Below are 21,874 nucleotides of genomic sequence, written 5' to 3' on the forward strand. Positions count from 1 at the left end.
AACAACCCGCTTCGGTCGACCCGACGAAGCGCCTGCTGGACCTGGAGTGAGACAACAACATGGCCATCCGTGGACCTCGACTCGAATTTTCCGTCGGCGCCTTCCTGCTGCTGGCACTGGCCTCGCTGCTGGTGCTGGCGGTGGCCTCGACCAACCAGCGCTTCGGCATCGGCGGCGGCGACTACGTGCTCAAGGCACGCTTCAGCCAGATCGGCCAGCTGCGCAGGCAGGCGCCGGTGAAGATCGGCGGCGTGACCATCGGCCAGGTGGCCGATATTCAGCTGGATCCCGTTAAATACGACTCCATCGTGACCCTGGCGCTGGATGGCACGTTCAAGGACCTGCCCGCCGACACCTCGGCCGGCATCTTCACCAGCGGCCTGCTGGGCGAGAGCTATATCGGGCTGCAGCCCGGCGGCGATCCGGACGTGCTCACGTCCGGCGACGAGATCGTATTCACCCAGCCGGCGGTGGACCTGATCCAACTGGTCGGCAAATACATGTTCAGCGGACCCGGCGGCGGCAGCGCCGAGCCCGCTCCGGACGCCCACGACACCCCCGGCATGGAAGAACCCTGACATGAGAACCCGACTGTTTTCCACCCTGCTCGGCACCGCCCTGCTCGCGGCCGCCCCGTCCCTGACGCTGGCCCAGGCGCGTCCGGCCGCCACCGCCGCACAGCCGTCGGCGGCCGCGCGCACCGTGCTCGACGCCAGCACGCGCATCCTGTCCACCCTGGAAGCGCGGCGCGCCGAGTTCCGCGGCAACCCCGCGGCGCTGCGCAGCTTCATCGACAGCGAGCTGAGCCGCGGCTTCGACCGCGAGTACGCCGCGCGGCTGGTGCTCGGCGTGCATGGCCGCGGCGCCGCCGATGCCGACGTCACCCTGTTCGCCGATGCCATGGCCGACAACCTGATGGCGCGCTACGGCTCGGCGCTGCTCGACATCCAGGGCAAGCCCAGCTTCCGCTACAAGAGCGAAACCGCGCTGCCGGGCAACCGCGGCGTCAAGGTGTCCACCGAACTGGTGCGCGGCGGCAGCGACCCGACCCCGGTCGAGTACCTGATGCGCGAGGTCGGCGGCCAGTGGAAGATCTTCGACGTGATGATCGAAGGCATCTCCTACGTGCAGACCTTCAAGAACCAGTTCGATGCGCCGCTGCGGCAGAAGTCGATCCGCGAGGTGGCCACCGAACTGCGCGCCGGCAGCATGCAGGCCGGCGACGCACCGGTGCCCCGTGGCCGGTGACGCCAGCGCCCGCGTGCAGGACGGCACCCTGCACCTGACCGGCACCCTGGACCGGGCCGCCGCCACCCGGCTGTGGCCGCAGCTGCTGGGCCAGGCCGCGCGACTGCGGCACCTGGACCTGGGGGCCGTCGAACGCGTGGACAGCGCCGGCGTGGCGCTGCTGGCCGAGCTGGCCGCGCGCATCCGCGCCAACGGCCACGCGGCCACCCTGTCCGGCAGTCCCGCCGGCCTGGAAGAACTGTGCGCGGCCTACCGGCTGGCGCCCGGCCTGGACTACAACGCCGCGCCGGGAGCGCACTGAAATGATCCTGCATCGCACGCTTCCCCTGCTGGCCACCGCCCTGCTGCTCGGCGCCTGCGCCGGCAAGCCGGTGCGCACCGCCGCCGCCCCGGACGCGGTCGTGGCGCCATCGGCCTGCAGCGATCCGGACGACTGCCCCGCGCCGGCGGCAAGCGCCGCGGCCACGGTCTCGCTCGCGCCGGCCGAGGATGCGCGGACCACGGACGCGCCGCCCCCGGAACCGGCCATCGACACCGCAAGCACCGACGCCGAGGACGATTTCGCGGCGCTGTACGGCAGCAGCCCCGGCGCCGCGAACGGCGACGGCTCGGCGCCCGCCTACGATCCCTGGGAGACCTACAACCGCCGCATGCACCGCTTCAACCTGGCGGTGGACCGCGGCGTGGCGCGGCCGCTGGCCACGGCCTACGTGCGCACCGTGCCGCGCGTCGCCCGCACCGGGGTGAGCAACTTCTTCAGCAACCTGCGCTCGCCGTTGACCCTGGTCAACCAGCTGCTGCAGGGGCGCCCGGACGATGCCTGGGACACCCTGGGCCGCTTCCTGATGAACTCCACCCTGGGCCTGGGCGGTCTGTTCGACCCGGCCGGCAAGGCCATGGTGCCGCGCCGCAGCGAGGATTTCGGCCAGACCCTGGGCGTCTGGGGCTGGCGCGATTCGCGCTACGTGGAGCTGCCGTTCTTCGGTCCGCGGACGGTGCGCGACGTGTTCGGCCTGGCCGGCGACACCCCGCTGTCGCCGCTGCGTCGCATCGAGATGGACAAGCTGCGGCTGGGCCTGCAGGGCCTGCAGCTGGTCGATACCCGCGTGCAGTTGCTGTCGCTGGACGACATCCGCGACAGCGCCGTGGACGAATACGCACTGACCCGCGACGCCTGGCTGCAGCGCCGCAACTACCAGATCGAGCGCGACATGCGCGGCGATCGCCAGCGCCACGAGGACGACGAGCAGACCACCATCCCGGTGGATGCGATGCCGATGCCCGACTGGGGGCGTTGAGCCGGCGCCTGCGGCCGCCCGCGGTGGACGCGGGCGGCCATGTTCATGGTGCTGGCCGGTCCGGCCGGCGCTCCGCCAGCGCCAGCACCTGGACGCTCACCGCGAAGGACTCGTTGCCCGGCAGCCGCCCATGCGCCCTGCGCACCCGCTGGAAGCCCCGCGCCTCGTAGAACGCGATCGCCGCCCCGTTGCCTTCCAGCACCTCGACCGCCAACGGCCCGCGGGTCGCCGCCACGACGGCATCGACCAGTGCGGTGGCGATGCCGCGGCGCTGGCTGGCCGGCTCCACGTACAACCAGGCCAGCTCGTCCTCGCCGAAGGCCGCGAAACCGCGCACCCGCCCGCCGGCCTCCGCGACCAGCAGGCGGTAGTCGAACAGCCCTTCGCGCGCCGCCGCGGTCTCCAGTGGCACGAACGCCGGCGCCAGGCCGGCCGCGTGCAGCTCCTGCCGCCGCGCCGGATCGTGGATGGCGCACAGGCGTGGCCAGTCCTCCGGGCGGTAGTCGCGGATCGGGATCAGCATGCGCTGGACGTCGGTACCCGACACCGGGGCCGGCGGCCGGGGCCTATGCCGCCAGCGCGGCGTCGATCGCCGCCTGCAGGCCGGCGTCGTCGGCCGCCACATCCGGCGCGAAGCGGCCGATCACCCGGCCATCCCTGCCCACCAGGAACTTCTCGAAGTTCCACAGGATGGCCGGTGCCGGATTGGGTTCGATGCCGAAGCCGACCAGCTTCTCGCGCATCGGGCCTTCGCCGGTCGCGGCCGGTTGCGCGGCGGTCAACTGCCGGTACAGCGGGTGCGCATCGTCACCGGCGACGCTGATCTTGGCGAACATCGGGAAGGTCACGTCGTAGGTCAGCGTGCAGAACTGGCGGATCTCGTCGTCACTGCCGGGTTCCTGGCCGTTGAAGTTGTTGGCCGGGAAACCCAGCACTTCCAGGCCGGCGTCCTTCTTCGCGCGATAGAGCTTCTCCAGCCCCTCGTACTGCGGGGTGAGGCCGCACTTGGAAGCGACATTGACCACCAGCAGCACCTTGCCGGCGTAGTCGCCGAGCGTGGCCGGCGCACCGTCCAGGGTGGTCAACGCGATGTCTTGGAGGGACGTGGTCATGGTGGACTCCTGCGGGGAAAGGAGCGCAAGCATAGCCGGGAACCACCGCCGGCACGGGCCGGGACCCGGCCGTCTCCGTCCGCGTGGCCGGCGGCCGGCACCGGGCCGCTGCCGGGAGGGCTCAGGCCGGGTCGGCGCCGCTGTCCTCGCTCTCTCCCTCCGCCTCGTCCTCGCCGCCGGAATCGCCGAGCAGCGCCTGCGAGGCATCGGCCGACAGCGATTCCACGCCGCGCAGCCGGCGCTCGATGGTGCGGGTCTTGCGGCTGGCCTCGCCGAGGCTGCGGCCGACGGTGGTGATCTGCTTCTCGGCCTTCTCGAGGATGCCGGCGAACTTGCCGAATTCGCTCTTGACCGCGCCGAGCAGGCTCCACACCTCCGACGAGCGCTGCTCGATGGCCAGGGTCCGGAAGCCCATCTGCAGGCTGTTGAGCAGCGCGGTCACGGTGGTCGGGCCGGCGATGACCACCCGGTGCTCGCGCTGCAGCCCGTCCACCAGGCCCGGGCGGCGGATCGCTTCGGCATAGAGGCCTTCGGTGGGCAGGAACATCACCGCGAAGTCGGTGGTGTGCGGCGGCACGATGTACTTGTCGCAGATCGAGCGGGCCTGCACCCGCAGCGCGCGCTCGAGCTGGTTGCCGCTGGCGCGCACCGCCTCCAGGTCACCGGCGTCCTGCGCATCGAGCAGGCGTTCGTAGTCCTCGCGCGGGAACTTGGAGTCGATCGGCAGCCACACCGGCGCCTGGTCGTTGCCGCGCCCGGGCAGGCGCACCGCGAAGTCGACCATCTCGCCGCTGTCCGGGCGCACCTTCACCCCGCGCGCGTACTGCTCGGCGGTCAGGGTCTGCTCCAGGATGTTGTCCAGCTGCACCTCGCCCCAGCTGCCACGGTTCTTGACGTTGCTCAGCACGCGCTTGAGGTCGCCGACCCCGGTGGCCAGCTGCTGCATCTCGCCCAGCCCGCGCTGCACCTGCTCCAGCCGCTCGGAGACCAGCTTGAAGGACGAATCCAGGCGCGCGTTGAGCGTGGTCTGCAGCTTCTCGTCCACCGTCTCGCGCATCTGCTCGAGCTTGGCGGCGTTGTCGCCCTGCAGGTCCTTCAGGCGCGCCTCCAGGGTCTGGCGCATCTCGCCGATGCGCTGTTCGTTGCGCTGGGTGAGCTCGGCCAGGCGCTGGCCCAGCACGTCGCCGAAACGCTGCTGCACCTCGCCGCTCTCCTGGCGTGCCGTGCGGGTTTCCTCCAGCAGCGCCCGCTGCAGCGTACCCAGCTGCTCGGCGAACAGCTCCATGCGCGCCTGCTGCTGCTGGCCGAAGACCTCCAGCTGCCCGCGCACTTCCTGTAGGCGCGCGTCGAGCAGCTGCGCCATCCGTTCGCGGGCGCCGGCGCTCTCTTCGCGGCCCTTGCGGGCATCCTCGGCCAGGCTGTCGCGCAGCAGGTCCAGGCGCTGGTCGGTGCGGATGGACAGGTCGGTGAGGTTGCGGCCGAAGCCGTCCATCCGCGCGTCCTGCTGCCGCGCCATGGCTTCCAGCTGCTCGCGCAGCTCGCCGCGCCCGCTGCGCTGTTCCTCGCGCAGCGCGGCTTCCAGCGCGGCGCTGCCGGTTCGGCGGACCAGCTGCAGCACCTGCAGCACGAGCACGGCCAGCAGCAGGCCGGCCAGGATCAGGGTTTCGGTTTGCATGCCGCAAAGTGTAGCCCCGCCGGTTCCCCCGGCCGCGCGCGGCGACGGCGGCGGGCACGGCGCCCGCACCGGAGCGCCCCCTGTCCGTGCCCGCGGCGCTCGGAGCCGCGCGTATGCTGGATGCCGGCAGGAGTGGCCTCCAGCGGTCCCGCTCGGTACGTCGCACTGCCCGGAGCCGGCGGCCGCGCCGCCCATGGAGGTGGCTATGACGATCCACTGCAAGCGCGCCTATGCGCCCGCCGCCGGGAGCGACGGCCAGCGCTTCCTGGTCGACCGGCTGTGGCCGCGCGGCGTCAGCCGCGCGCAGCTGCAGGCGCAGTGGCTCAAGGAGGTGGCGCCGAGCGACGCGCTGCGGCACTGGTTCGACCACCGTGCCGAGCGCTGGGAGGCGTTCCGGCAGCGCTACTGGCAGGAGCTGGCGGCCCGGCCGCGGCGGTTGGCGCCGCTGCGCGATGCGCTGGCACGCGGGCCGGTGACCCTGGTCTACGGGGCCCGCGACAGCGACCACAACCAGGCGGTGGCGCTGCGCGGCTACCTGCTGGCCCACCCGCGCCGCACACGTTGAGGAGTGCCGGCACACCCCGCGGCGGCCCGCGCGACCGCCCTGCGGCGGTGTGGCCACGGCCGTTTGTCCGCACTTTGTGCCGAATCCGGCAGCCCGACTATCGCCCATCGCCAAACCCATGAAAACAGCGGGAAATTCTGGCTTTGCTGCACCGCATTCGGCGACACTCGGGCAACTTTTGGTACTTCCCTGAACCGCGAGGTCCGCATGAAGTCCTGGCTCCGGCGCAAATCCATCGATCAACTCACCCAGCACGAGGAAGGCCGCCGGCTGATTCCCTCGCTCAGCTGGCCCCACCTGGTGGCCCTGGGCATCGGCGCCATCGTCGGTACCGGCATCTACACCCTGATCGGGGTGGGGGCGGACAAGGCCGGCCCGGCGGTGCTGATCTCCTTCGTCGTCGCCGGCATTGTCTGCGCCTGCGCGGCGCTGGCCTATGCCGAGCTGTCGACGATGATGCCGGCGGCCGGCAGCGCCTACACCTACAGCTACAGCGCGCTGGGCGAGACCATCGCCTGGGTGGTGGGCTGGAGCCTGATCCTGGAGTACTCGCTGGTGGTCAGCACCGTGGCGGTGGGCTGGTCGGGCTACTTCGTCGGGTTCCTGGAGTGGCTGCATGCCTCGTTCGGCTGGAACGTGGTGCTGCCGCAGGCACTGGCCGCCGGCCCGCACGTGGAAGGCGGCTTCCTCAACATCCCGGCCATCGTCATCACCTTCCTGGTCGCCGGCATGCTGATCGCCGGCACCCGCGAGAGTGCGACGGTCAACGCGGTGCTGGTGGTGTTCAAGCTGATCGCGCTGGCGGTGTTCGTGGCGGTGGCGTTGCCGGCCTTCGATCCGGCCAACCTGGAACCGTTCATGCCCTACGGCTTCCCCAAGTCGCTCGGCCCCGACGGGGTGGAGCGCGGCGTGATGGCCGCCGCGGCGATCATCTTCTTCGCCTTCTACGGCTTCGACGCGATCTCCACCGCGGCCGAGGAGACCAAGAATCCCAAGCGCGACCTGTCCATCGGCATCGTCGGCTCGATGATCGGCTGCACCCTGATCTACCTGCTGGTGGCGCTGGCCGCGATCGGCGCGATGAGCTACACCGTGTTCGGCAAGAGCGCCGAGCCGCTGGCGCTGATCATGCGCGAGCTGGGGCACGGCACCGCCGCGCTGGTGATCGGCGTCGTCGCCATCATCGCCCTGCCGACGGTGCTGCTGGCCTTCTTCTACGGCCAGAGCCGGATCTTCTTCGTGATGTCCCGCGACGGCCTGCTGCCGCGCCGCCTGTCGCTGGTGAACAAGCGCACGGGCACCCCGGTGACCATCACCCTGTTCACCGCGGTGCTGGTGGCCGCGCTGGCCGGCGTGGCGCGCCTGGACGAGATCGCCGCGCTGGCCAATGCCGGCACGCTGGCCGCGTTCACCGCCGTCGGCCTGTGCCTGCTGGTGCTGCGCAAGCGCGAGCCGGGACGGGTGCGCACCTTCCGTACGCCGCTGGCCTGGGTGGTCGGCCCGATCGCGATCCTCGGCTGCATCTACCTGTTCTTCAGCCTGCCGTCCTCCACCCAGAAGTGGTTCCTGATCTGGAACGCGCTCGGCCTCGGTGTGTACCTGCTGTACAGCCGCCGCAACGCGGTGCTGGGCAAGGGCACCCAGGCATGACGCCGGGGCCGCTGGCGACCATGCTTGGCCTGGTCGCCGCCGGCATGGCGCTGTCCGCTCCGGCGGACGCCGCCGCCCCCGACCTGGTGTCGGCGAACTGGATACGGGTCGAGGAGAACCACGCCGTGCTTTCCTCGGAAGGCCGCGACTACCTGTTCGACAGCTACATCGTCCCGTTCGAGCAGCCCTACTACATCCATGTCCGCGCCCGCGATGGCGGGGCCCTGGAGCGGGCGCAGGCGGAGCGGCTCGCCGAGGACTACATCCGGCCCCGCGGCTGCACGCAGCCGCTCCAGCGCCGGCCCGACCTCGATGCCGGCGACCCCGCCGAAGGCGTTCTGGTACTCGGCATCCAGTGCTGAACCCTGGCGGGACGCGGGACGCCGCTGCCGCCTGACAGCGACAGGGAAGCGCGCCCGCCCCCTCCACGCCGGAGGCCGGCGAGGCCCGTCCGCGGCGCGTGATCGGCGTTTCCCGTGCCTGCGCGTGTGCCCTGCCCCAGGCCGGGCACACCGCCACCGGCCTGCAGGGGAGCGCCGCCGGCGCCCCCTGCGGAGAGCGGTATCAGCGGGCCTGCCGGGCCGCGTACTCCTGCGCCTGGCGCATCACCCGCAGCACGTTGCCGCTCCAGATGTTGGCGATCTGCGCCTCGCTCAGGCCGCGGCGCTGCAGCCATGCGGTGATCTTGGGCAGGTCGGTGGTGTCCTCCATGCCGACCACGCCGCCGCCGCCGTCCCAGTCCATGCCGATGCCCACGTGGTCCGGACCGACGACGTCGAGCATGTGCCCGAAGTGTTCGAAGAAGTCGTCCAGCGTGGCCTTGCGGCGCGGGTACTGCTCATCCAGTTCGGCCAGGCCGGCGGCCAGTTCCGCCCCCTTGGCCATGGTCATGTGGTCCCAGCCGCCCAGGCGCTTCTCCAGCGCTTCCTCGGCCTGGATGCGCTCGGGGCTCTTGGCCTCGTCCAGCAGGTAGCCGCCATAGGCGTTGGCCTGGATCACGCCGCCCTTGGCCGCCAGCTGGCGCAGCCGCGCGTCGTCCAGGTTGCGCGGATGGTCGTAGACGGCCTTGGCCGAGCTGTGCGAGAGGATGAACGGCACCGGCATCATCTCCAGCAGGTCGTCGAACACCCCGTCGGAGGCGTGCGACTGGTCGACGACGATGCCCAGCTTCACCGCCTCCTCGACCAGCGCCCTGCCCGCCGGGCTCAGGCCGTTCCATTCCGGTCCCTTGGGATCGGTGGCCGAATCGGCGAACTCGTTGTTGGCGAAGTGCACGGTCGACAGCAGCCGCAGCCCGGCGGCGTGGTAGATGCTGAGCAGCGACGGGTCGGCCACCAGCGGGCTGCCGTTCTCCATGCTGATGTAGACCACCCGCTTGCCGGCGGCCTTGATGCGCGCCGCATCGTCGGCGGTCAGCGCGAGCTGGAAGGTGTCCGGGTTGGCCGCCAGCATTTCGCGGATCTGCATCAGCCGCAGCAGGCCATGGTCGCGCTCGGCGCGGTGCGCGGCGAGGCTGCGGTCGCCCTGGTCGGTGTAGATCGCCCAGAAGCCGCCGTCCAGCGCGCCCTCGACCATGCGCGGGTAGTCCACCTGCGACAGCGCGTTGTGGTCGTGGCGCTGCATGATGTCGAAATCCGCACGCGCGAAGTTCGCCGGCGTGTCCAGGTGCGAATCGAGCGTCAGCAGGGTCTTCTGCAGCGCGCTGGCCTTGCTCAGCTCGGCCGCGCTGAACTCGACCGCCGACGCCGCCAGCGGCCAGCACAGGGACAGGGATACCAGCAGGGACAGGGGACGCAGCGTCATGGGAGCCTCACCGTTGGGGGAAACACAAACCTTAACGCCGCGGCCGGGCCGGCGGCCAGTGACCGACGGCATGGAGCGTCTCCGCCGCGGTTCCGGAAAATGGACCTCCGTGGCCGGCGGCGCGCGGGCTCAGTCCAGCACGCGGCAGAACACCGCCTTGAGGTAGCGCGACTCCTGCGCATGGGCCATGAAGGGATGGTCGGGGCCGGCGCCGGCCACCTTCAGGACCTGGATCGTGCGCCCGGAGAAGTAGGCGGCGCGCCGCAGCATGTCCAGGAACTGCTCCTCCGACACCAGGCCGGTGCAGGAGAACGTGGCGAACAGCCCGCCGGGCCTGACCACGCCCAGCGCCAGCTTGTTCATGTCCAGGTACTTCTTCAGCGCGGTGATGACCTGGTCGCGGTCGCGGGTCATCTTGGCCGGGTCCAGGATCACCACGTCGTACTGCTCGCCGCGGTTGGCGGCCTCGCGCAGCCAGGGGAAGATGTCGGCCTGCACGAACTTCGGGCGCACGTTGTTGAGCCGCGCGTTGCCCTTGGCGATCTGGATCACGTCCTGGTCGATGTCCACGCCCAGCACTTCGCCGGCACCGCGCGCGGCCGCGTACACGGCGAAGCCGCCGGTGTTGCAGCACAGGTCGAGCACCCGCTTGCCCTCGACCTGCTGGCTCAGCCACTGCCGGTTCTCGCGCTGGTCGGCGAAGAAGCCGGTCTTGTGCGCGCCGGCCGGGTCGGCGCGGAACTTCACCCCGTATTCGCTGATGACCGCCGGCTCGGTGGTGGTGTTGCCGTGGAAGTCGAAGCTCTCCTGCTTCTGCACGTGCTCGTCGGCGAAGCTGTGGAAACGGCAGCCGGGGAACTGCTCCCGCAGCGCCTCGTAGATCCACTCGCGGTGGCGGAACATGCCGGCGGCGAAGAACTCGACCACGATCAGGTCGTCGTAGCGGTCCACCACCAGCCCGGACAGGCCGTCGCCCTCGCTGTGCACCACGCGCCAGGCGTTGGCCACCGCGTCCAGCCCGAGCACCCCGCGGCGCAGCGCCACGGCGTCGGCGATCCTGCGCGCGAACCAGGCCTGGTCCACCTGCACTTCCGGACGGGTCTCCAGGATGCGCACGGCGATCCGCGAATGGCCGTTGTAGAAACCGCGGCCGATCCATTCCCCGTCCACCCCGACCACGTCGACGATGGCCCCGGGCTTGGGCCGGACCGCCGGTTTCTCGACCAGCTTCTGGAAAATCCACGGGTGGCTGGAGCGCCACGCATTCTTCAGGCGTACGACGGGAAGTGGGGTAGTCATGGCGGCATTGTAACGGGCCGCCGGCGGACGCCAGAGCGCGTTCATTGACTGCCGGCGGCACAGGCCCCAGTATCGGCCCCTGAAGGGGAGTAGCTCCCAGACGTTGTCGCCGTCAGTTCGGGCCGCCAGGCTCCGGTGCAACGGCAATCCCGGCCCCGGGATTGTGAGCAAGACCTTCGCCGTACTGGCGAAGCTCTGTCCCGGTCTCCCCCGATTCCGCGTCCAGGTCCTCGGCCAGTACGGCCCCGAGATCCCTGCTCACATGACCGGAATTTCCCATGATCCAGACCATCGGTAATCCCTGGCTTTGGGGCGGCTTCATCGCCGTCGTCATCGCCGCCCTGTTGATCGACCTGGTGCTGATGCGCCACGGCGGCCCGCACAAGGTGACCTTCAAGGAGGCCCTGCTGTGGTCGGTCGGCTGGGTCGCCCTGGCCTTGGCCTTCAACGCCGGCCTCTGGTACTACCTGAACGAGACCGCCGGCAGCGCGGTGGCCAACGCGGTCGGCCTGCAGTTCCTGACCGGCTACCTGATCGAGAAGGCCCTGGCGGTCGACAACATCTTCGTGTTCCTGCTGATCATGGGCTACTTCGCGGTGCCCGAGACGCAGCGCCAGCGGGTGCTGGTCATCGGCATCCTGGGAGCGATCGCGCTGCGCGCGGTGATGATCTTCGCCGGCACCGTGCTGGTCAGCCAGTTCCACTGGCTGCTCTACGTGTTCGGCGCGTTCCTGCTGTTCACCGGCTGGAAGATGTGGACCAGCGCCGGCCAGGAACCCAGCTTGGACGGCAACCCGGCACTGGCGTTCATGCGCAGGCGCCTGCGCATCACCGACACGTACGACGGCAACCGGCTGGCGGTGGTGAAGGACGGCGTGCGCTGGTTCACGCCCATGTTCGTGGTGCTGGTGCTGATCGCGGTCACCGACGTGATCTTCGCGGTGGACAGCATCCCGGCGATCTTCGCCATCACCACCGATCCGTTCATCGTGCTGACCTCGAACGTGTTCGCGGTCTTGGGCCTGCGCGCGATGTTCTTCCTGCTGGCGGGCATGGCCGACCGCTTCCACCTGCTGCCCTACGGCCTGGCGGTGATCCTGGGCTTCATCGGCGCCAAGATGCTGCTGATCGACGTGCTCAAGATCCCGGTGCCGGTCTCGCTGGGCGTGGTCGCGGCGATCCTGGCGGCGACGATGGTGCTGAGCCTGAAGCTCCCGCCCGGCGACCGGGCCTGAGCCTGCGGGCCGCCGGCGGCCGGGGGCTGCAACGGCACCCGGTCCCTGGCGCGGCCTGCTGCGCGGCGGCGGCCCCCGGGCGTGGGGCGACGCCCTCAGCCAGACAGCTGTTTCGACACCGCCCGCACCACCTTGATGAACTGCTGCTGCAAGGGATAGCTCATGGTGTCCTCCATCTGCAGGATGCCCATGGTGCGTGCGCCCGCCTGCCCGGCGATGCCGGCGACGGTGATGCCCGGGTGGGCCATGTGGCGCACCGACGAGGCGGGCACCAGCGCGATGCCCAGGCCTTCCATGGCAAACGCGGTGGCCGTTGCGATGTAGGTCACCTCGAAGGCCGGGAAGACGTCCCCGCCGGCGTCCGCGAAGGCCTGGTTGACCGCGGAGCGCAGGCTGGTGCCCCGTTTCGTCAGGATCAGCGGCTCGTCCATCAACGCCTCGATCCGGACCTCGCCCCCGCCGGCCAGGGGGTGCGCACTCGGCAGCACCGCGACCAGCTCCTCGGAGAACAGCGCTTCGAAGTTCATGCCCCCTTCGAACATCCGCGCACTGGTCAGGCACACATCGCACCTCCCCTCCTTGATCGCCGCAACCAGCTCCTGGTCCACCGTCTCGAGTATCTCCAGGCGGACATCGGGAAAGGCCTGCCCGAACGTGGCGATCACACGCGGCAGCAGTTCCGCGGCGATCGAAGGCAGCGCGCCGATCTTGAGCTGGCCCAGGCGCCCTGCCGCCAGCTGCGCGCTCTTGGCGCGCACCTCGTCGGCGGTCGCCGCCAGCCGCTCGAACTCCTCCAGCAGCTCGGCACCGGCAGGGGTAAGCCGTACGACGCGTGTGGTCCGGTCGAACAGGGGAACGCCGATCGCATCCTCCAGGCCCTTGATCTGTATCGAAATCGTGGACTGGGACGTGGAGATGCGCTCGGCGGCCGCACGAAAGCTGTTGTACCTGGCCACGGCCAGGAACATCCGCACCTGACGCAGCGTGGGTTCGGGCATCGGAAAGACTCGCCAATTGATCTGTTTTACAAAAGATGCATTGCCTTTATTTCACTTGTCAAATCATTTGCCACATCAAACAATGGATCGCGAACAGGAACACAGCCGCGGGCGCGCCTCCCCTGGACGCAACGCCGCCAGCACCGGGCACGTCCCGCCTTCCGGAACAGACCATTGGCCTTCTTTCCATTGAAAACCTGCGTCATCGGACTGGTCGCGGCCTCGATCGCGCTGGGGGCCCAGGCCGGAACCCTCCGGGTCGTGCCCAGCGCCCCGCTGCAGATCCTGGACCCGCTTTCCACCACGGCGCACATCACCCGTGACCATGGCTTCATGGTGTACGACACCCTGTTCGGCACCGATGCGACCGGCGCCATCCAGCCGCAGATGGTCGAGAGCTACAGCATCGACGCGGCGAAGACGACCTGGACGTTCACGCTGCGCGAGGGCCTGGAATTCCATGACGGCAGCCCCGTCACCTCCGCCGACGTGATCGCCTCGCTCCAGCGCTGGCAGACCCTGGACATCATGGGCGGGAAGATGAAGGAGCGCACCGTGCGCATGCGGGCCGACGACGACCGGACCTTCCGGATCGAGCTGTCCGCGCCCTTCGCGCTGATGCTCGAAGCGCTTGGCAAACCCTCCTCGATCGTGCCCTTCATCATGCAGAAGTCGGTCGTCGATGCGGCCGGCACGGGACCCGTCACCCGGATCGTCGGCTCCGGGCCGTTCCGGTTCGTCCAGGAAGCGTTCAAGCCGGGCGAGCGTGCCATCTATGCCAGGAACGCACGCTACCGGCCGCGCGGCGAACCGGCATCCGGGACCGCCGGCGGCAAGACCGTCAGGGTGGACGCGGTCGAATGGGTGTTCCTGCGCGATCCGCAGACCGCGGTGAACGCGCTGCGCAAGAAGGAGGTCGACTTCCTCGACACCGCGCCCTTCGAACAGGTGCCCGATCTTCAGAAGGATCCCGGGCTGGAGGTCATCGACCGCCCCCTGAGCCTTTCCTACGTCATGCGCTTCAACGCGATGACGCCTCCCTTCAACGATCCGAGGGTGCGCCGCGCGGCGATGCTCGCGATGAGCCAGGAGGCGATCCTCAAGGTCCAGGTCAACGTTCCCGGCGCCTTCCAGAGCTGCACTTCGGTGTATCCCTGCGGCACGACGTATTCGTCCCCGTCGGCCCACTACACCGGAAAGCCGGACTTCGCCGCGGCCCGGCGGCTCCTGGAGGACGCCGGCTACGACGGTACGCCCGTCGTCATCCTCGACACGCCGGAAGTGCGCGCGCAGAACAAGACCGCCGCCATGATCTCGGCGCTGCTGCGCCTGGCCGGTTTCAGGACCCGGCTGATGCCCCTGGACTGGGCGAGCTGGCTGCAGAAGCGCACGAGTATGCTGCCGCCGGACCAGGGCGGCTGGAGCATCTTCGTCGCCGGCTGGTCGCCCCTGGACCTGACCGTGCCGCTGTCGTCCGCGCCGCTGACCGCCAGCGGCAGGGCGGGCTGGCCCGGCTGGTTCGAGGACGCAGAGGTGGAGTCGCTGCTGGCGCAGTTCGCCGACACCCAGGAGCCGGCACGGCAGAAGGCCATCGCCACCCTGATCCAGGAGCGGATCCTGGCCCAGGCCGCCATCGTCCCGCTCGGGCAGGCGAGCAGCTACTCGGTGGCGCGCCGGCATTCGCTGGACGGCCTGCTGCCGCGCATCGCGGCAACGGTGTACTGGAACGTGTCCCTGTCCGACAAATGATGTCCTCACCTGCAACGGCTGGAACAGCATGAGCACCTATGCCCTCCGTCGGCTCCTGTCCACCCTGCCGGTGATAGTCGCGGTGGCGGTCCTGGTCTTCGTCGTCCTGCGGCTCGCGCCCGGCGACCCGGCCCTGGCCATCGCCGGTGACGGCGCCACGCCGCAGGAGCTGCAGCGCATGCGCGCCCAGCTGGGCCTGGACAAGACCCTGTTCGAGCAGTTCCTGATCTGGGGCCGGTCGATGCTGCGGCTGGACTTCGGCAATTCGCTGTACTACCACGTCCCGGTCACCACGCTCATCGGCCAGCGCATCCTGCCCACGGCGAACCTGGCGCTGCTGACCATGCTCATGGCGGTACCCACCGCGGTCGGTCTGGGCACGCTCGCCGCGTCCCGGCAGGGCAGCCTGGTCGACCGGGCCGTGAACGCCTTTGCCGTCCTCGCGTTCTCGGTCCCGGTGTTCGTCCTCGGCTACGTGCTGATCTGGCTGTTCGCCGTCCACTTCGCACTGCTCCCCGTACAGGGGCTGGGCGCGGAGGGCGCGAGCCCCGGGGTCAAGCTGCTCCACTACCTGCTGCCCGCGGTCGGGCTGGCGTTCGGCCAGATCGCGCTGTTGACGCGCGTCACCCGAGCGTCGGTCATCGACACCCTGGGCGAGGACTACATCCGGACGGCCTATGCCAAGGGCGCCAGCGCACGGCGCGTGCTCTGGCGCCATGCCGTCCGCACGGCCGCGGTCCCCATCGTCACCGTCATCGGTCTTTCATTCGCGGTGCTGATCGGCGGCGTGGTCGTCACCGAAACGGTCTACGCGATCCCCGGGCTCGGCAAGCTCACCGTGGACGCGGTGCTGGCACGCGACTTTCCCGTCGTGCAGGGCCTGGTGATCTTCTTCTCGGCGCTGTACGTGGGCATCAACCTCGTGGTCGACCTCCTCTACATGGCGCTGGATCCACGCATCCGCTATTGACGCGCGGGCCGCTCGCTTCCCATCGCCAAGGGGAGCGGCCGGTCCATCCGTTCTCCGCCGCCGGCCAGCGCACGGCTGCCTTGACCAGGAACCCTTCATGCCAACCCCGCACGTCCCTCCCTGCCACCTGCCTCCCCTGGCCGCCGACGCACCATGGCGCGCCACGATGCGGGCCATGGCCCGCCATCCCGGTGTCCAGGCAGGATCGGCGGTGCTGGGCCTGCTGGTGCTGATGGCCCTGTTCGCTCCCCACCTGAACACCATCGATCCGGCCGCGATCGATCCCGACCATGTCGGTACCGCGATCGGCCAGCGGGCCGTCTTCACCGACCTCTCCGGCAACAGCGTCGAACGCCTGTTCTACTTCGGCACCGACGGCATGGGCCGCGATGTCTACAGCCGGGTGCTGTACGGCGCGCGCGTCTCGCTGGTCGTGGGCACCTGCGTCGCGGTCACCGGCGTCCTGCTGGGTGGCCTGCTCGGCCTGTTCGCCGGCTATGTCCGGAGGCTGGACGGGGTGCTGATGCGCATCATGGACGGGCTCATGGCGGTGCCGTCGATCCTGCTGGCCATAGCCCTGGTCTCGCTGTGGGAGGTGTCGCTCGCGACCCTGGTCATCGCGATCGCGCTGCCCGACCTTCCGCGCGTCGCCCGGGTGGTGCGGGCGACGGTCCTGTCGGTCCGGACAGCGGCGTTCGTGGAGGCGGCGCGGATGATGTCCGTCCCGGCCTGGAAGATCATGCTCAGGCATATCCTGCCGGCGGCGGTGGCGCCCCTGGCGATCCAGGGCACCTTCATCTTCGGCTCGGCGATCCTGGTCGAAGCCGTGCTCTCGTTCCTCGGAGTCGGGTTCTCCAGCGACGTGCCCACCTGGGGCAACGTGATGGCCGACGGCCGCGTCAACTTCAACCTCGCGCCCCACCTGGTGCTCATCCCGGGATGCTTCCTGGCCTTGACCATCGTCGCGGTGAACATGCTGGGCGACGGCCTGCGCGACGTCCTCGACCCCAAGTACGCGCCGCGGGACACCTCACGATGAATCCTGCGGTCCTTGAGATAGTCGACCTCCACGTCCGGCTGCCCGACGGTGCGGACAGGCGCCATGCGGTGAACGGCCTGTCACTCACCATCGGCGAAGGCGAAATCGTCTGCCTGATCGGCGAATCCGGGTCCGGGAAATCGGTCATTGCCCACTCGATCATGGGGCTGCTGCCGAACGCACTGTCGGTGTCCTCCGGAACCATCCGGGTCCTCGGCGACGATGTCGCGGCGATGTCCCCGGAGACGCTGCGCACGCTGCGCGGCAACCGGATGTCCATGATCTTCCAGGAGCCGATGACGGCGCTGAACCCGGTCGAGCGCTGCGGTGCGCAGATAGAGGAGTTGCTCCTCATCCATGGCGAACGCAGGGCCGGGACGCGCCGCGCGACGACACTGGAGATGCTCCGGCAGGTGCACTTCGCCGACCCCGAGCGCATCTACCGCTCCTACCCGCACCAGCTGTCGGGAGGCCAACGGCAGCGGGTGATGATCGCCCTGGCGCTCTGCCTCAAGCCGGCCCTGCTCATCTGCGACGAACCGACCACGGCGCTGGACGTGACCACCCAGGCCGAGATCCTGGCGCTGATCCTCGAACTGAGGCAGCTGCATGGAACGGCGATCCTGTTCATCACCCACGACATCGGGGTCGCCCGGCAGATCGCGGACAGGATCGCGGTGATGCGCCTGGGCGATGCGGTCGAGGAAGGCCCCTGCGCGGCTGTCCTGGACACCCCCGCCACCGCGTACACGCGCCAGTTGATCGCGGCCGTGCCGGCCCTGCAGCCGATGCGGGTCCAGGACCGCCCGGCGCAGGCGCCCATTCTCGAGGTCACGGACCTGTCCAACGCCCACCGGCAAACCGCCGGCCTCTTCGCGGCGGCGAAGGAAACCGTGGTCGCGCGCAACATCAACCTGGTGATCCGGCCCGGCGAGACCCTCGGGGTGGTCGGTGAATCCGGGTCCGGAAAATCGTCGCTCGCCCGCTGCATCGCCGGTCTCGACTCCTTCGACGGCGGCGAGATCCGCATCGGCGGCAGCTCGGTGTCGCAGCGGCGCCGGCGCAGCGAGGACAAGGCGTTCCGGCGCCAGGTGCAGATGGTCTTCCAGGACCCGTACCGCTCGCTCAACCCGCGGCGACGCGTGCTCGATTCGATGATCGAAGGCCCCATGAACCTGGGATGGAGCCGCGAGGCCGCGGTCGAGAAGGCCTGTGCGCTCATGGACCGCGTGCGCCTGTCGCGCTCGGTGCTCGGCCGCTACCCGCACGAGTTCTCGGGCGGCCAGAGGCAGCGGATCTGCATCGCCCGGGCACTGGCATGCGAGCCGAAGCTGCTGATCGCCGACGAGGCCGTCTCCGCGCTGGACGTCTCGGTGCAGAAGGAAATCCTGGATCTTCTCGAAGAGGTCCAGGCGCAGTTCCAGCTGGCGATGCTGTTCATCACCCATGACCTGCGGGTGGCGGCGCGGCTGTGCGACCGGATCCTGGTCATGCAGGCCGGCCAGGTCATCGAGGAAGGAACCGCCCGGCAGGTCCTTGCGGCGCCCGCGGCGCCCTATACGCGGCGATTGATCGCGGCCATCCCCGGCCACCCGGACAGGAGGCCGCAGCCATGACCCGCCCGCAGCAGATGCCACGGAAGCGCACGCTCCGGCTGGGCGCCGGCGCCGGCTTCGCCCGCGACCGGATCGAACCGGCGGTCGACCTGGCCGAACGTGGCGACCTCGACTACCTGGTGCTCGAATGCCTGGCCGAACGGACCATCGCCCACGCGCAGCAGGCAAGGAGCGCCGACCCGGCCAAGGGGTTCGACCCGATGTTCGCATCGCGGATGCGCGCGCTTCTTCCCGTGCAGCAGCGCAAGGGATTCAGCATCGTCACCAACATGGGCGCGGCCAACCCCCATGCCGCCGGCAGGCTGGCGCTGGCCATCGCCGACGAGCTGGGCGTGACCGGGCTCCGCGTCGCGGTGGTGGAAGGCGACGATGTGCTCGAGGCCGTCCTCGCTTCGGAGCTGGACTTCATCGAGTCCGGCGCCCCCCTCAGGGCGGTCGCCGCGAGCGTGATTTCGGCCAACGCCTACCTGGGTGCGGAGGGCATCCGCGACGCACTGCGCGGCGGCGCCAACCTGGTGATCTGCGGACGCGTGTCCGATCCGGCGCTGTTCCTCGGACCGCTGGTATACGAATTCGGCTGGTCCATGACCGATTGGAACAAGCTCGGCGCCGGCACGCTGGTCGGCCACATGCTCGAATGCGCGGGGCAGGTCACCGGTGGCTACTATGCCGACCCGGGCGTCAAGGAGGTGCCGGCGCTCGAGGACCTCGGCTTTCCCATCGGCGAGGTCGATGCTTCCGGTGCGCTGTGCATCTCCAAGCTGAGCGGCACCGGCGGCGTCGTCTCGGTGGCGACGTGCAAGGAGCAGCTGATCTACGAGATCCACGATCCGCGGCGGTACCTGCAGCCCGACGTGATCGCCGACTTCTCGAACGTCCGCATCGAGCAGCTCGGGCCCGACCGGGTGCGGCTGACCGGCGCCACGGGCCGGGAACGCCCTGCCATGCTCAAGGTATCCGTCGCCTACAGCGAAGGGTTCGTCGGAGAGGGACAGATTTCATACGCGGGAACGGGTGCGGCGGACCGCGCGCGCCTGGCGGGCGAGGTGGTCAAGGCCCGCCTGCAGCGCGCGTCGATCACGCAGAGCGAGCTGAAGTTCGACCTGATCGGCATCGATGCCCTGCACGAGGCCATCGGCCAGCGGCCGGCGCCCCCCTACGAGGCCCGCCTGCGGGTCGCCGCCAGGACGCCGTGCCGGGAGTCCGCGGAGGCGATCGGGCGCGAGGTCGAGGCGCTGTACACCAACGGCCCGGCCGGCGGCGGCGGCGTGACCGTGGCCACGCGCGAGGTGATTGCCGTGCAGTCCGTCCTCATCCCCAGGCAACAGGTCACGACCACGGTAAAGGCATTGTGCAGATGAAGATCAAGCTGAGAGAGATCGCCCACTCGCGCAGCGGCGACAAGGGCAACCGATCCAACATATCGGTGATCCCGTTCGACACCGCGCACTACCCGCACCTGTGCCGGGTGCTGACCGCCGATGCGGTCCGGCGGCACTTCCAGGGCATCGTCGCCGGCGAAGTGGCGCGCTACGAACTGCCGGCGATTTCCGCGCTCAACTTCGTCCTGGACAACGCGCTGGGCGGCGGGGTGACCCGCTCGCTGTCGCTCGATGCACACGGCAAGTCGTTGAGCTCGGCCATGCTGGAGATGGAGGTCGAGGCCCCCGCCGGGGCGGCCGGCGCCACGGGACGGTGCGCGCCGGTCGAGCACCTGCCGAAGGCGGAGGATTTCCTCCTCTGGCCACCCAACGTGCAGGCGCATGGCTACCGCATCGTGGACCGACTGTTCAACTCCCGGACCATACGCAGATCGGGCAGCCCCACGCCGTTGGTGTACGGCGCGCCGTTGGAGGTCGAGTACGACGCGGCGGGCGTGGCCTGCGGCATTCCCGGGTTCATGGACCGGAACGCCATCAGCGGCCTGCTGGTGATCAAGGACGGGACCGTGCGCGTCGAGCGGTATGGCCTGGGGCTGCAGCCCTGCGACCGCTGGAGCACGATGTCCACCGTCAAGTCGATCACCGCGACGCTGGTCGGGGTCGCGGTCAAGGATGGCGCGATCGGATCGCTGGACGACAGCGTCACGCGGTACGTTCCGACACTGCGTGGCTCGGCCTACGAGGCGGTCTCGATCCGCGACCTGCTGACAATGTCCTCCGGGGTCGCCTGGAACGAAGACTATGCGGACAAGCATTCGCACGTGAACCGTTACAGCAAGTCCTTGGCCGACGGCATCCCGGGCGGGGTGTTCGAACTGCTCCGCGGGCTGCCGCGGGCGCATCCGCCGGGCGTGCATTGGCACTACAACACCGGCGATACCTTCCTGCTGGGCGCGGCCCTGCGCTCGGCGGTGGGCATGCCGCTTGCCGAGTACCTGTCGAAGCGCATCTGGGGACCCTGCGGCATGGAGTTCGATGCCTTCTATACCCTGGAGTCGCCGGAGGGGCTCGAGATCGGCGGCAGCCGGGCGGGGGTCGCACTGCGGGACTTCGGGCGCTTCGCCATGTTCCTCCTGGACGAAGGCCGGGTCGACGGGACGTCGATGCTGCCCCAGGGCTGGAATGACGAGGCCGCTGCGATGACCTTCGTCTTCACCGACAAGCAGAAGGCCGAGTCTCCCGATATCACCTCCGGCTCACTGGGCGGCTATGGATACAGCTGGTGGATCGCCGAGGACGGCGCGATGATCGCGGCGGGATTCGCCGGGCAGCGCATCTACGTCAACCGCCGGCAGCAGCTGGCGATCATCACCCTGGGCGCGTTTCCGGAGCCCGGTTTCCGCGGCCCCGGCGACCACGACCGGCGTGCCGAAGTGGTCCGGTTCACCGAGGCGGTGAAAGCAGCCCTGTGCTGAGCCGCGCCCGGGAGCCCCGCGGCAGCGTCCGGCCCCTGGCCCGCGCTGCCACCGCCCGGCCGAATGCGCGCGCCACGTCGGTGCCCGCCCGCCGCAACGCGGCGGGCAGCGGCCCCTAGGGCTCCTCGTCCCGCGCTTCGAAGCGCCGCATCCAGTGCAGCAGCGAGGCCTCCTGCGACCGGCCCAGTCCCTCGGCGATCTGCGCATAGTCGCCGGGACGTTCGTCCTGCCCCAGCTTGAAGGTCGAATGCACGGACACGATCTGTGCACGGAACGCGACCACGTGGCGGGCCAGGTGCGCGTAGCGCCCTTCCATCTCTTCGAGCTGCCAGGCCTTCGGCCGTCCCGCCTCCATCTGCGCGACAAGGGCGGACAGTTCGTCGCGGATCGCGCCGGGAGCATCGTGCAGTTCCACCTTCAGCTGGAAGGCGGCCGCACAGTAGTTCCAGGTCGGTGCCTGGGTCCGGTCGTCCAGCCAGCTCGCCGAGACATAGGCCTGGGGACCGAGAAAGAACGCGGCCGCCATCGGGTCCTCGCGCAGCCGCGCGGCAAGCGGGTTGCGCAGCGCCAGATGGCCGAGCAGATGGCTCAGCCGCCCGTCCGCGGCATAGCCGCAGCGCAGGGGCAGCGGACTGTGCATCAGCGCCTCGGCCTTTCCCGAAACCACCCAGGCCAGGGGATTTCCTTCGATCAGCGCGACCAGGTCGGCCTGGTTGCGCGCGGCGTAGCTCTCGTCATAGGCGTGGCCCATGCAGGGATT

General features: G+C 69.9%; 20 protein-coding genes and 1 pseudogene. 14 read left to right on the forward strand and 7 right to left on the reverse strand.

Going from position 1 to position 21,874, the window contains the following annotated elements:
- The first annotated feature begins 59 nt into the window (after positions 1 to 59).
- Genes mlaD through K5L01_RS09265 form a run of 4 tightly spaced genes read left to right on the forward strand, consistent with a single transcriptional unit; the run spans position 60 to position 2,546 of the window.
- Positions 60 to 578, forward strand: a complete 519-nt coding sequence (gene mlaD / locus K5L01_RS09250; protein WP_250064085.1) for an outer membrane lipid asymmetry maintenance protein MlaD — start codon at positions 60 to 62, stop codon at positions 576 to 578.
- Between the two features lies 1 nt (position 579).
- A complete protein-coding gene (locus K5L01_RS09255; RefSeq protein ID WP_250064086.1) occupies positions 580 to 1,248 on the forward strand; it encodes an MlaC/ttg2D family ABC transporter substrate-binding protein in 669 nt (222 codons plus the stop codon).
- Positions 1,238 to 1,549 carry an STAS domain-containing protein gene (locus K5L01_RS09260; RefSeq protein WP_250064087.1) on the forward strand — a complete coding sequence of 104 codons (312 nt, stop codon included), beginning with the start codon at positions 1,238 to 1,240 and terminating at the stop codon, positions 1,547 to 1,549. Before K5L01_RS09255 ends, K5L01_RS09260 begins: the two co-directional genes overlap by 11 nt.
- Position 1,550: 1 nt before the next feature.
- Positions 1,551 to 2,546 carry an MlaA family lipoprotein gene (locus K5L01_RS09265; RefSeq protein ID WP_250064088.1) on the forward strand — a complete coding sequence of 332 codons (996 nt, stop codon included), beginning with the start codon at positions 1,551 to 1,553 and terminating at the stop codon, positions 2,544 to 2,546.
- Between the two features lie 43 nt (positions 2,547 to 2,589).
- On the opposite strand, the gene K5L01_RS09270 is transcribed toward K5L01_RS09265, so the two are convergent.
- The 3 genes and pseudogenes from K5L01_RS09270 to K5L01_RS09280 all read right to left on the reverse strand — a co-directional run.
- The gene (locus K5L01_RS09270) at positions 2,590 to 3,069 is read right to left on the reverse strand and encodes a GNAT family N-acetyltransferase (protein ID WP_250064089.1); all 480 of its coding nucleotides are present in this window, start codon (positions 3,067 to 3,069) and stop codon (positions 2,590 to 2,592) included.
- A 43-nt stretch (positions 3,070 to 3,112) separates the two neighbouring features.
- On the reverse strand, positions 3,113 to 3,658 hold the full coding sequence (locus tag K5L01_RS09275) for a glutathione peroxidase (RefSeq protein WP_250064090.1): 546 nt from the start codon (positions 3,656 to 3,658) through the stop codon (positions 3,113 to 3,115).
- Positions 3,659 to 3,914: 256 nt separating this feature from the next.
- Positions 3,915 to 5,528: pseudogene (locus K5L01_RS09280) on the reverse strand (DNA recombination protein RmuC); the annotation flags it as partial.
- 10 nt (positions 5,529 to 5,538) lie between these two features.
- Here K5L01_RS09280 and K5L01_RS09285 point away from each other — a divergent pair.
- From K5L01_RS09285 to K5L01_RS09295, 3 genes are all read left to right on the forward strand, one after another.
- The gene (locus K5L01_RS09285; protein ID WP_250064092.1) at positions 5,539 to 5,898 is read left to right on the forward strand and encodes a DUF488 domain-containing protein; all 360 of its coding nucleotides are present in this window, start codon (positions 5,539 to 5,541) and stop codon (positions 5,896 to 5,898) included.
- Between the two features lie 207 nt (positions 5,899 to 6,105).
- Positions 6,106 to 7,548 (forward strand): amino acid permease, encoded by a 1,443-nt coding sequence (locus tag K5L01_RS09290; RefSeq protein WP_250064093.1) that lies wholly within the window; start codon positions 6,106 to 6,108, stop codon positions 7,546 to 7,548.
- The gene (locus K5L01_RS09295) at positions 7,545 to 7,910 is read left to right on the forward strand and encodes a hypothetical protein (protein ID WP_250064094.1); all 366 of its coding nucleotides are present in this window, start codon (positions 7,545 to 7,547) and stop codon (positions 7,908 to 7,910) included. Before K5L01_RS09290 ends, K5L01_RS09295 begins: the two co-directional genes overlap by 4 nt.
- Positions 7,911 to 8,112: 202 nt before the next feature.
- Here the strand turns inward: K5L01_RS09295 and K5L01_RS09300 are convergent, their stop codons facing one another.
- Entirely contained in the window at positions 8,113 to 9,351 is a 1,239-nt protein-coding gene (locus K5L01_RS09300; RefSeq protein ID WP_250064095.1) for a dipeptidase, read from the reverse strand.
- A 129-nt stretch (positions 9,352 to 9,480) separates the two neighbouring features.
- The gene (locus K5L01_RS09305; RefSeq protein WP_250064096.1) at positions 9,481 to 10,650 is read right to left on the reverse strand and encodes a class I SAM-dependent rRNA methyltransferase; all 1,170 of its coding nucleotides are present in this window, start codon (positions 10,648 to 10,650) and stop codon (positions 9,481 to 9,483) included.
- A 281-nt stretch (positions 10,651 to 10,931) separates the two neighbouring features.
- On the opposite strand from K5L01_RS09305, the gene K5L01_RS09310 reads away from it, so the two are divergent.
- Positions 10,932 to 11,885, forward strand: coding sequence for a TerC family protein (locus K5L01_RS09310; protein WP_250064163.1), 954 nt, complete (start codon positions 10,932 to 10,934; stop codon positions 11,883 to 11,885).
- Positions 11,886 to 11,980: 95 nt separating this feature from the next.
- On the opposite strand, the gene K5L01_RS09315 is transcribed toward K5L01_RS09310, so the two are convergent.
- Positions 11,981 to 12,883 (reverse strand): LysR family transcriptional regulator, encoded by a 903-nt coding sequence (locus K5L01_RS09315; RefSeq protein ID WP_250064097.1) that lies wholly within the window; start codon positions 12,881 to 12,883, stop codon positions 11,981 to 11,983.
- A 174-nt stretch (positions 12,884 to 13,057) separates the two neighbouring features.
- Between K5L01_RS09315 and K5L01_RS09320 the strand changes: the two genes are divergently transcribed.
- The 6 genes from K5L01_RS09320 (at position 13,058) to K5L01_RS09345 (ending at position 21,114) form a co-directional block, all read left to right on the forward strand.
- A complete protein-coding gene (locus K5L01_RS09320) occupies positions 13,058 to 14,632 on the forward strand; it encodes an ABC transporter substrate-binding protein (RefSeq protein WP_250064098.1) in 1,575 nt (524 codons plus the stop codon).
- Between the two features lie 28 nt (positions 14,633 to 14,660).
- Positions 14,661 to 15,602: an ABC transporter permease gene (locus K5L01_RS09325; protein WP_250064099.1), complete on the forward strand. Its 942-nt coding sequence runs from the start codon at positions 14,661 to 14,663 to the stop codon at positions 15,600 to 15,602.
- Positions 15,603 to 15,699: 97 nt separating this feature from the next.
- On the forward strand, positions 15,700 to 16,641 hold the full coding sequence (locus K5L01_RS09330; RefSeq protein ID WP_336254099.1) for an ABC transporter permease: 942 nt from the start codon (positions 15,700 to 15,702) through the stop codon (positions 16,639 to 16,641).
- Positions 16,638 to 18,257 (forward strand): dipeptide ABC transporter ATP-binding protein, encoded by a 1,620-nt coding sequence (locus K5L01_RS09335; RefSeq protein ID WP_272494140.1) that lies wholly within the window; start codon positions 16,638 to 16,640, stop codon positions 18,255 to 18,257. The genes K5L01_RS09330 and K5L01_RS09335 overlap by 4 nt, the downstream gene beginning before the upstream one ends.
- Positions 18,254 to 19,618 carry an acyclic terpene utilization AtuA family protein gene (locus tag K5L01_RS09340; protein ID WP_250064102.1) on the forward strand — a complete coding sequence of 455 codons (1,365 nt, stop codon included), beginning with the start codon at positions 18,254 to 18,256 and terminating at the stop codon, positions 19,616 to 19,618. Before K5L01_RS09335 ends, K5L01_RS09340 begins: the two co-directional genes overlap by 4 nt.
- A complete protein-coding gene (locus tag K5L01_RS09345) occupies positions 19,615 to 21,114 on the forward strand; it encodes a serine hydrolase domain-containing protein (RefSeq protein WP_250064103.1) in 1,500 nt (499 codons plus the stop codon). The genes K5L01_RS09340 and K5L01_RS09345 overlap by 4 nt, the downstream gene beginning before the upstream one ends.
- Positions 21,115 to 21,229: 115 nt before the next feature.
- On the opposite strand, the gene K5L01_RS09350 is transcribed toward K5L01_RS09345, so the two are convergent.
- Positions 21,230 to 21,865, reverse strand: coding sequence for an FMN-binding negative transcriptional regulator (locus K5L01_RS09350; RefSeq protein WP_250064104.1), 636 nt, complete (start codon positions 21,863 to 21,865; stop codon positions 21,230 to 21,232).
- Positions 21,866 to 21,874 lie beyond the last annotated feature (9 nt).

This window comes from Stenotrophomonas mori, from assembly GCF_023556335.1.
GTDB lineage: Bacteria > Pseudomonadota > Gammaproteobacteria > Xanthomonadales > Xanthomonadaceae > Stenotrophomonas > Stenotrophomonas mori.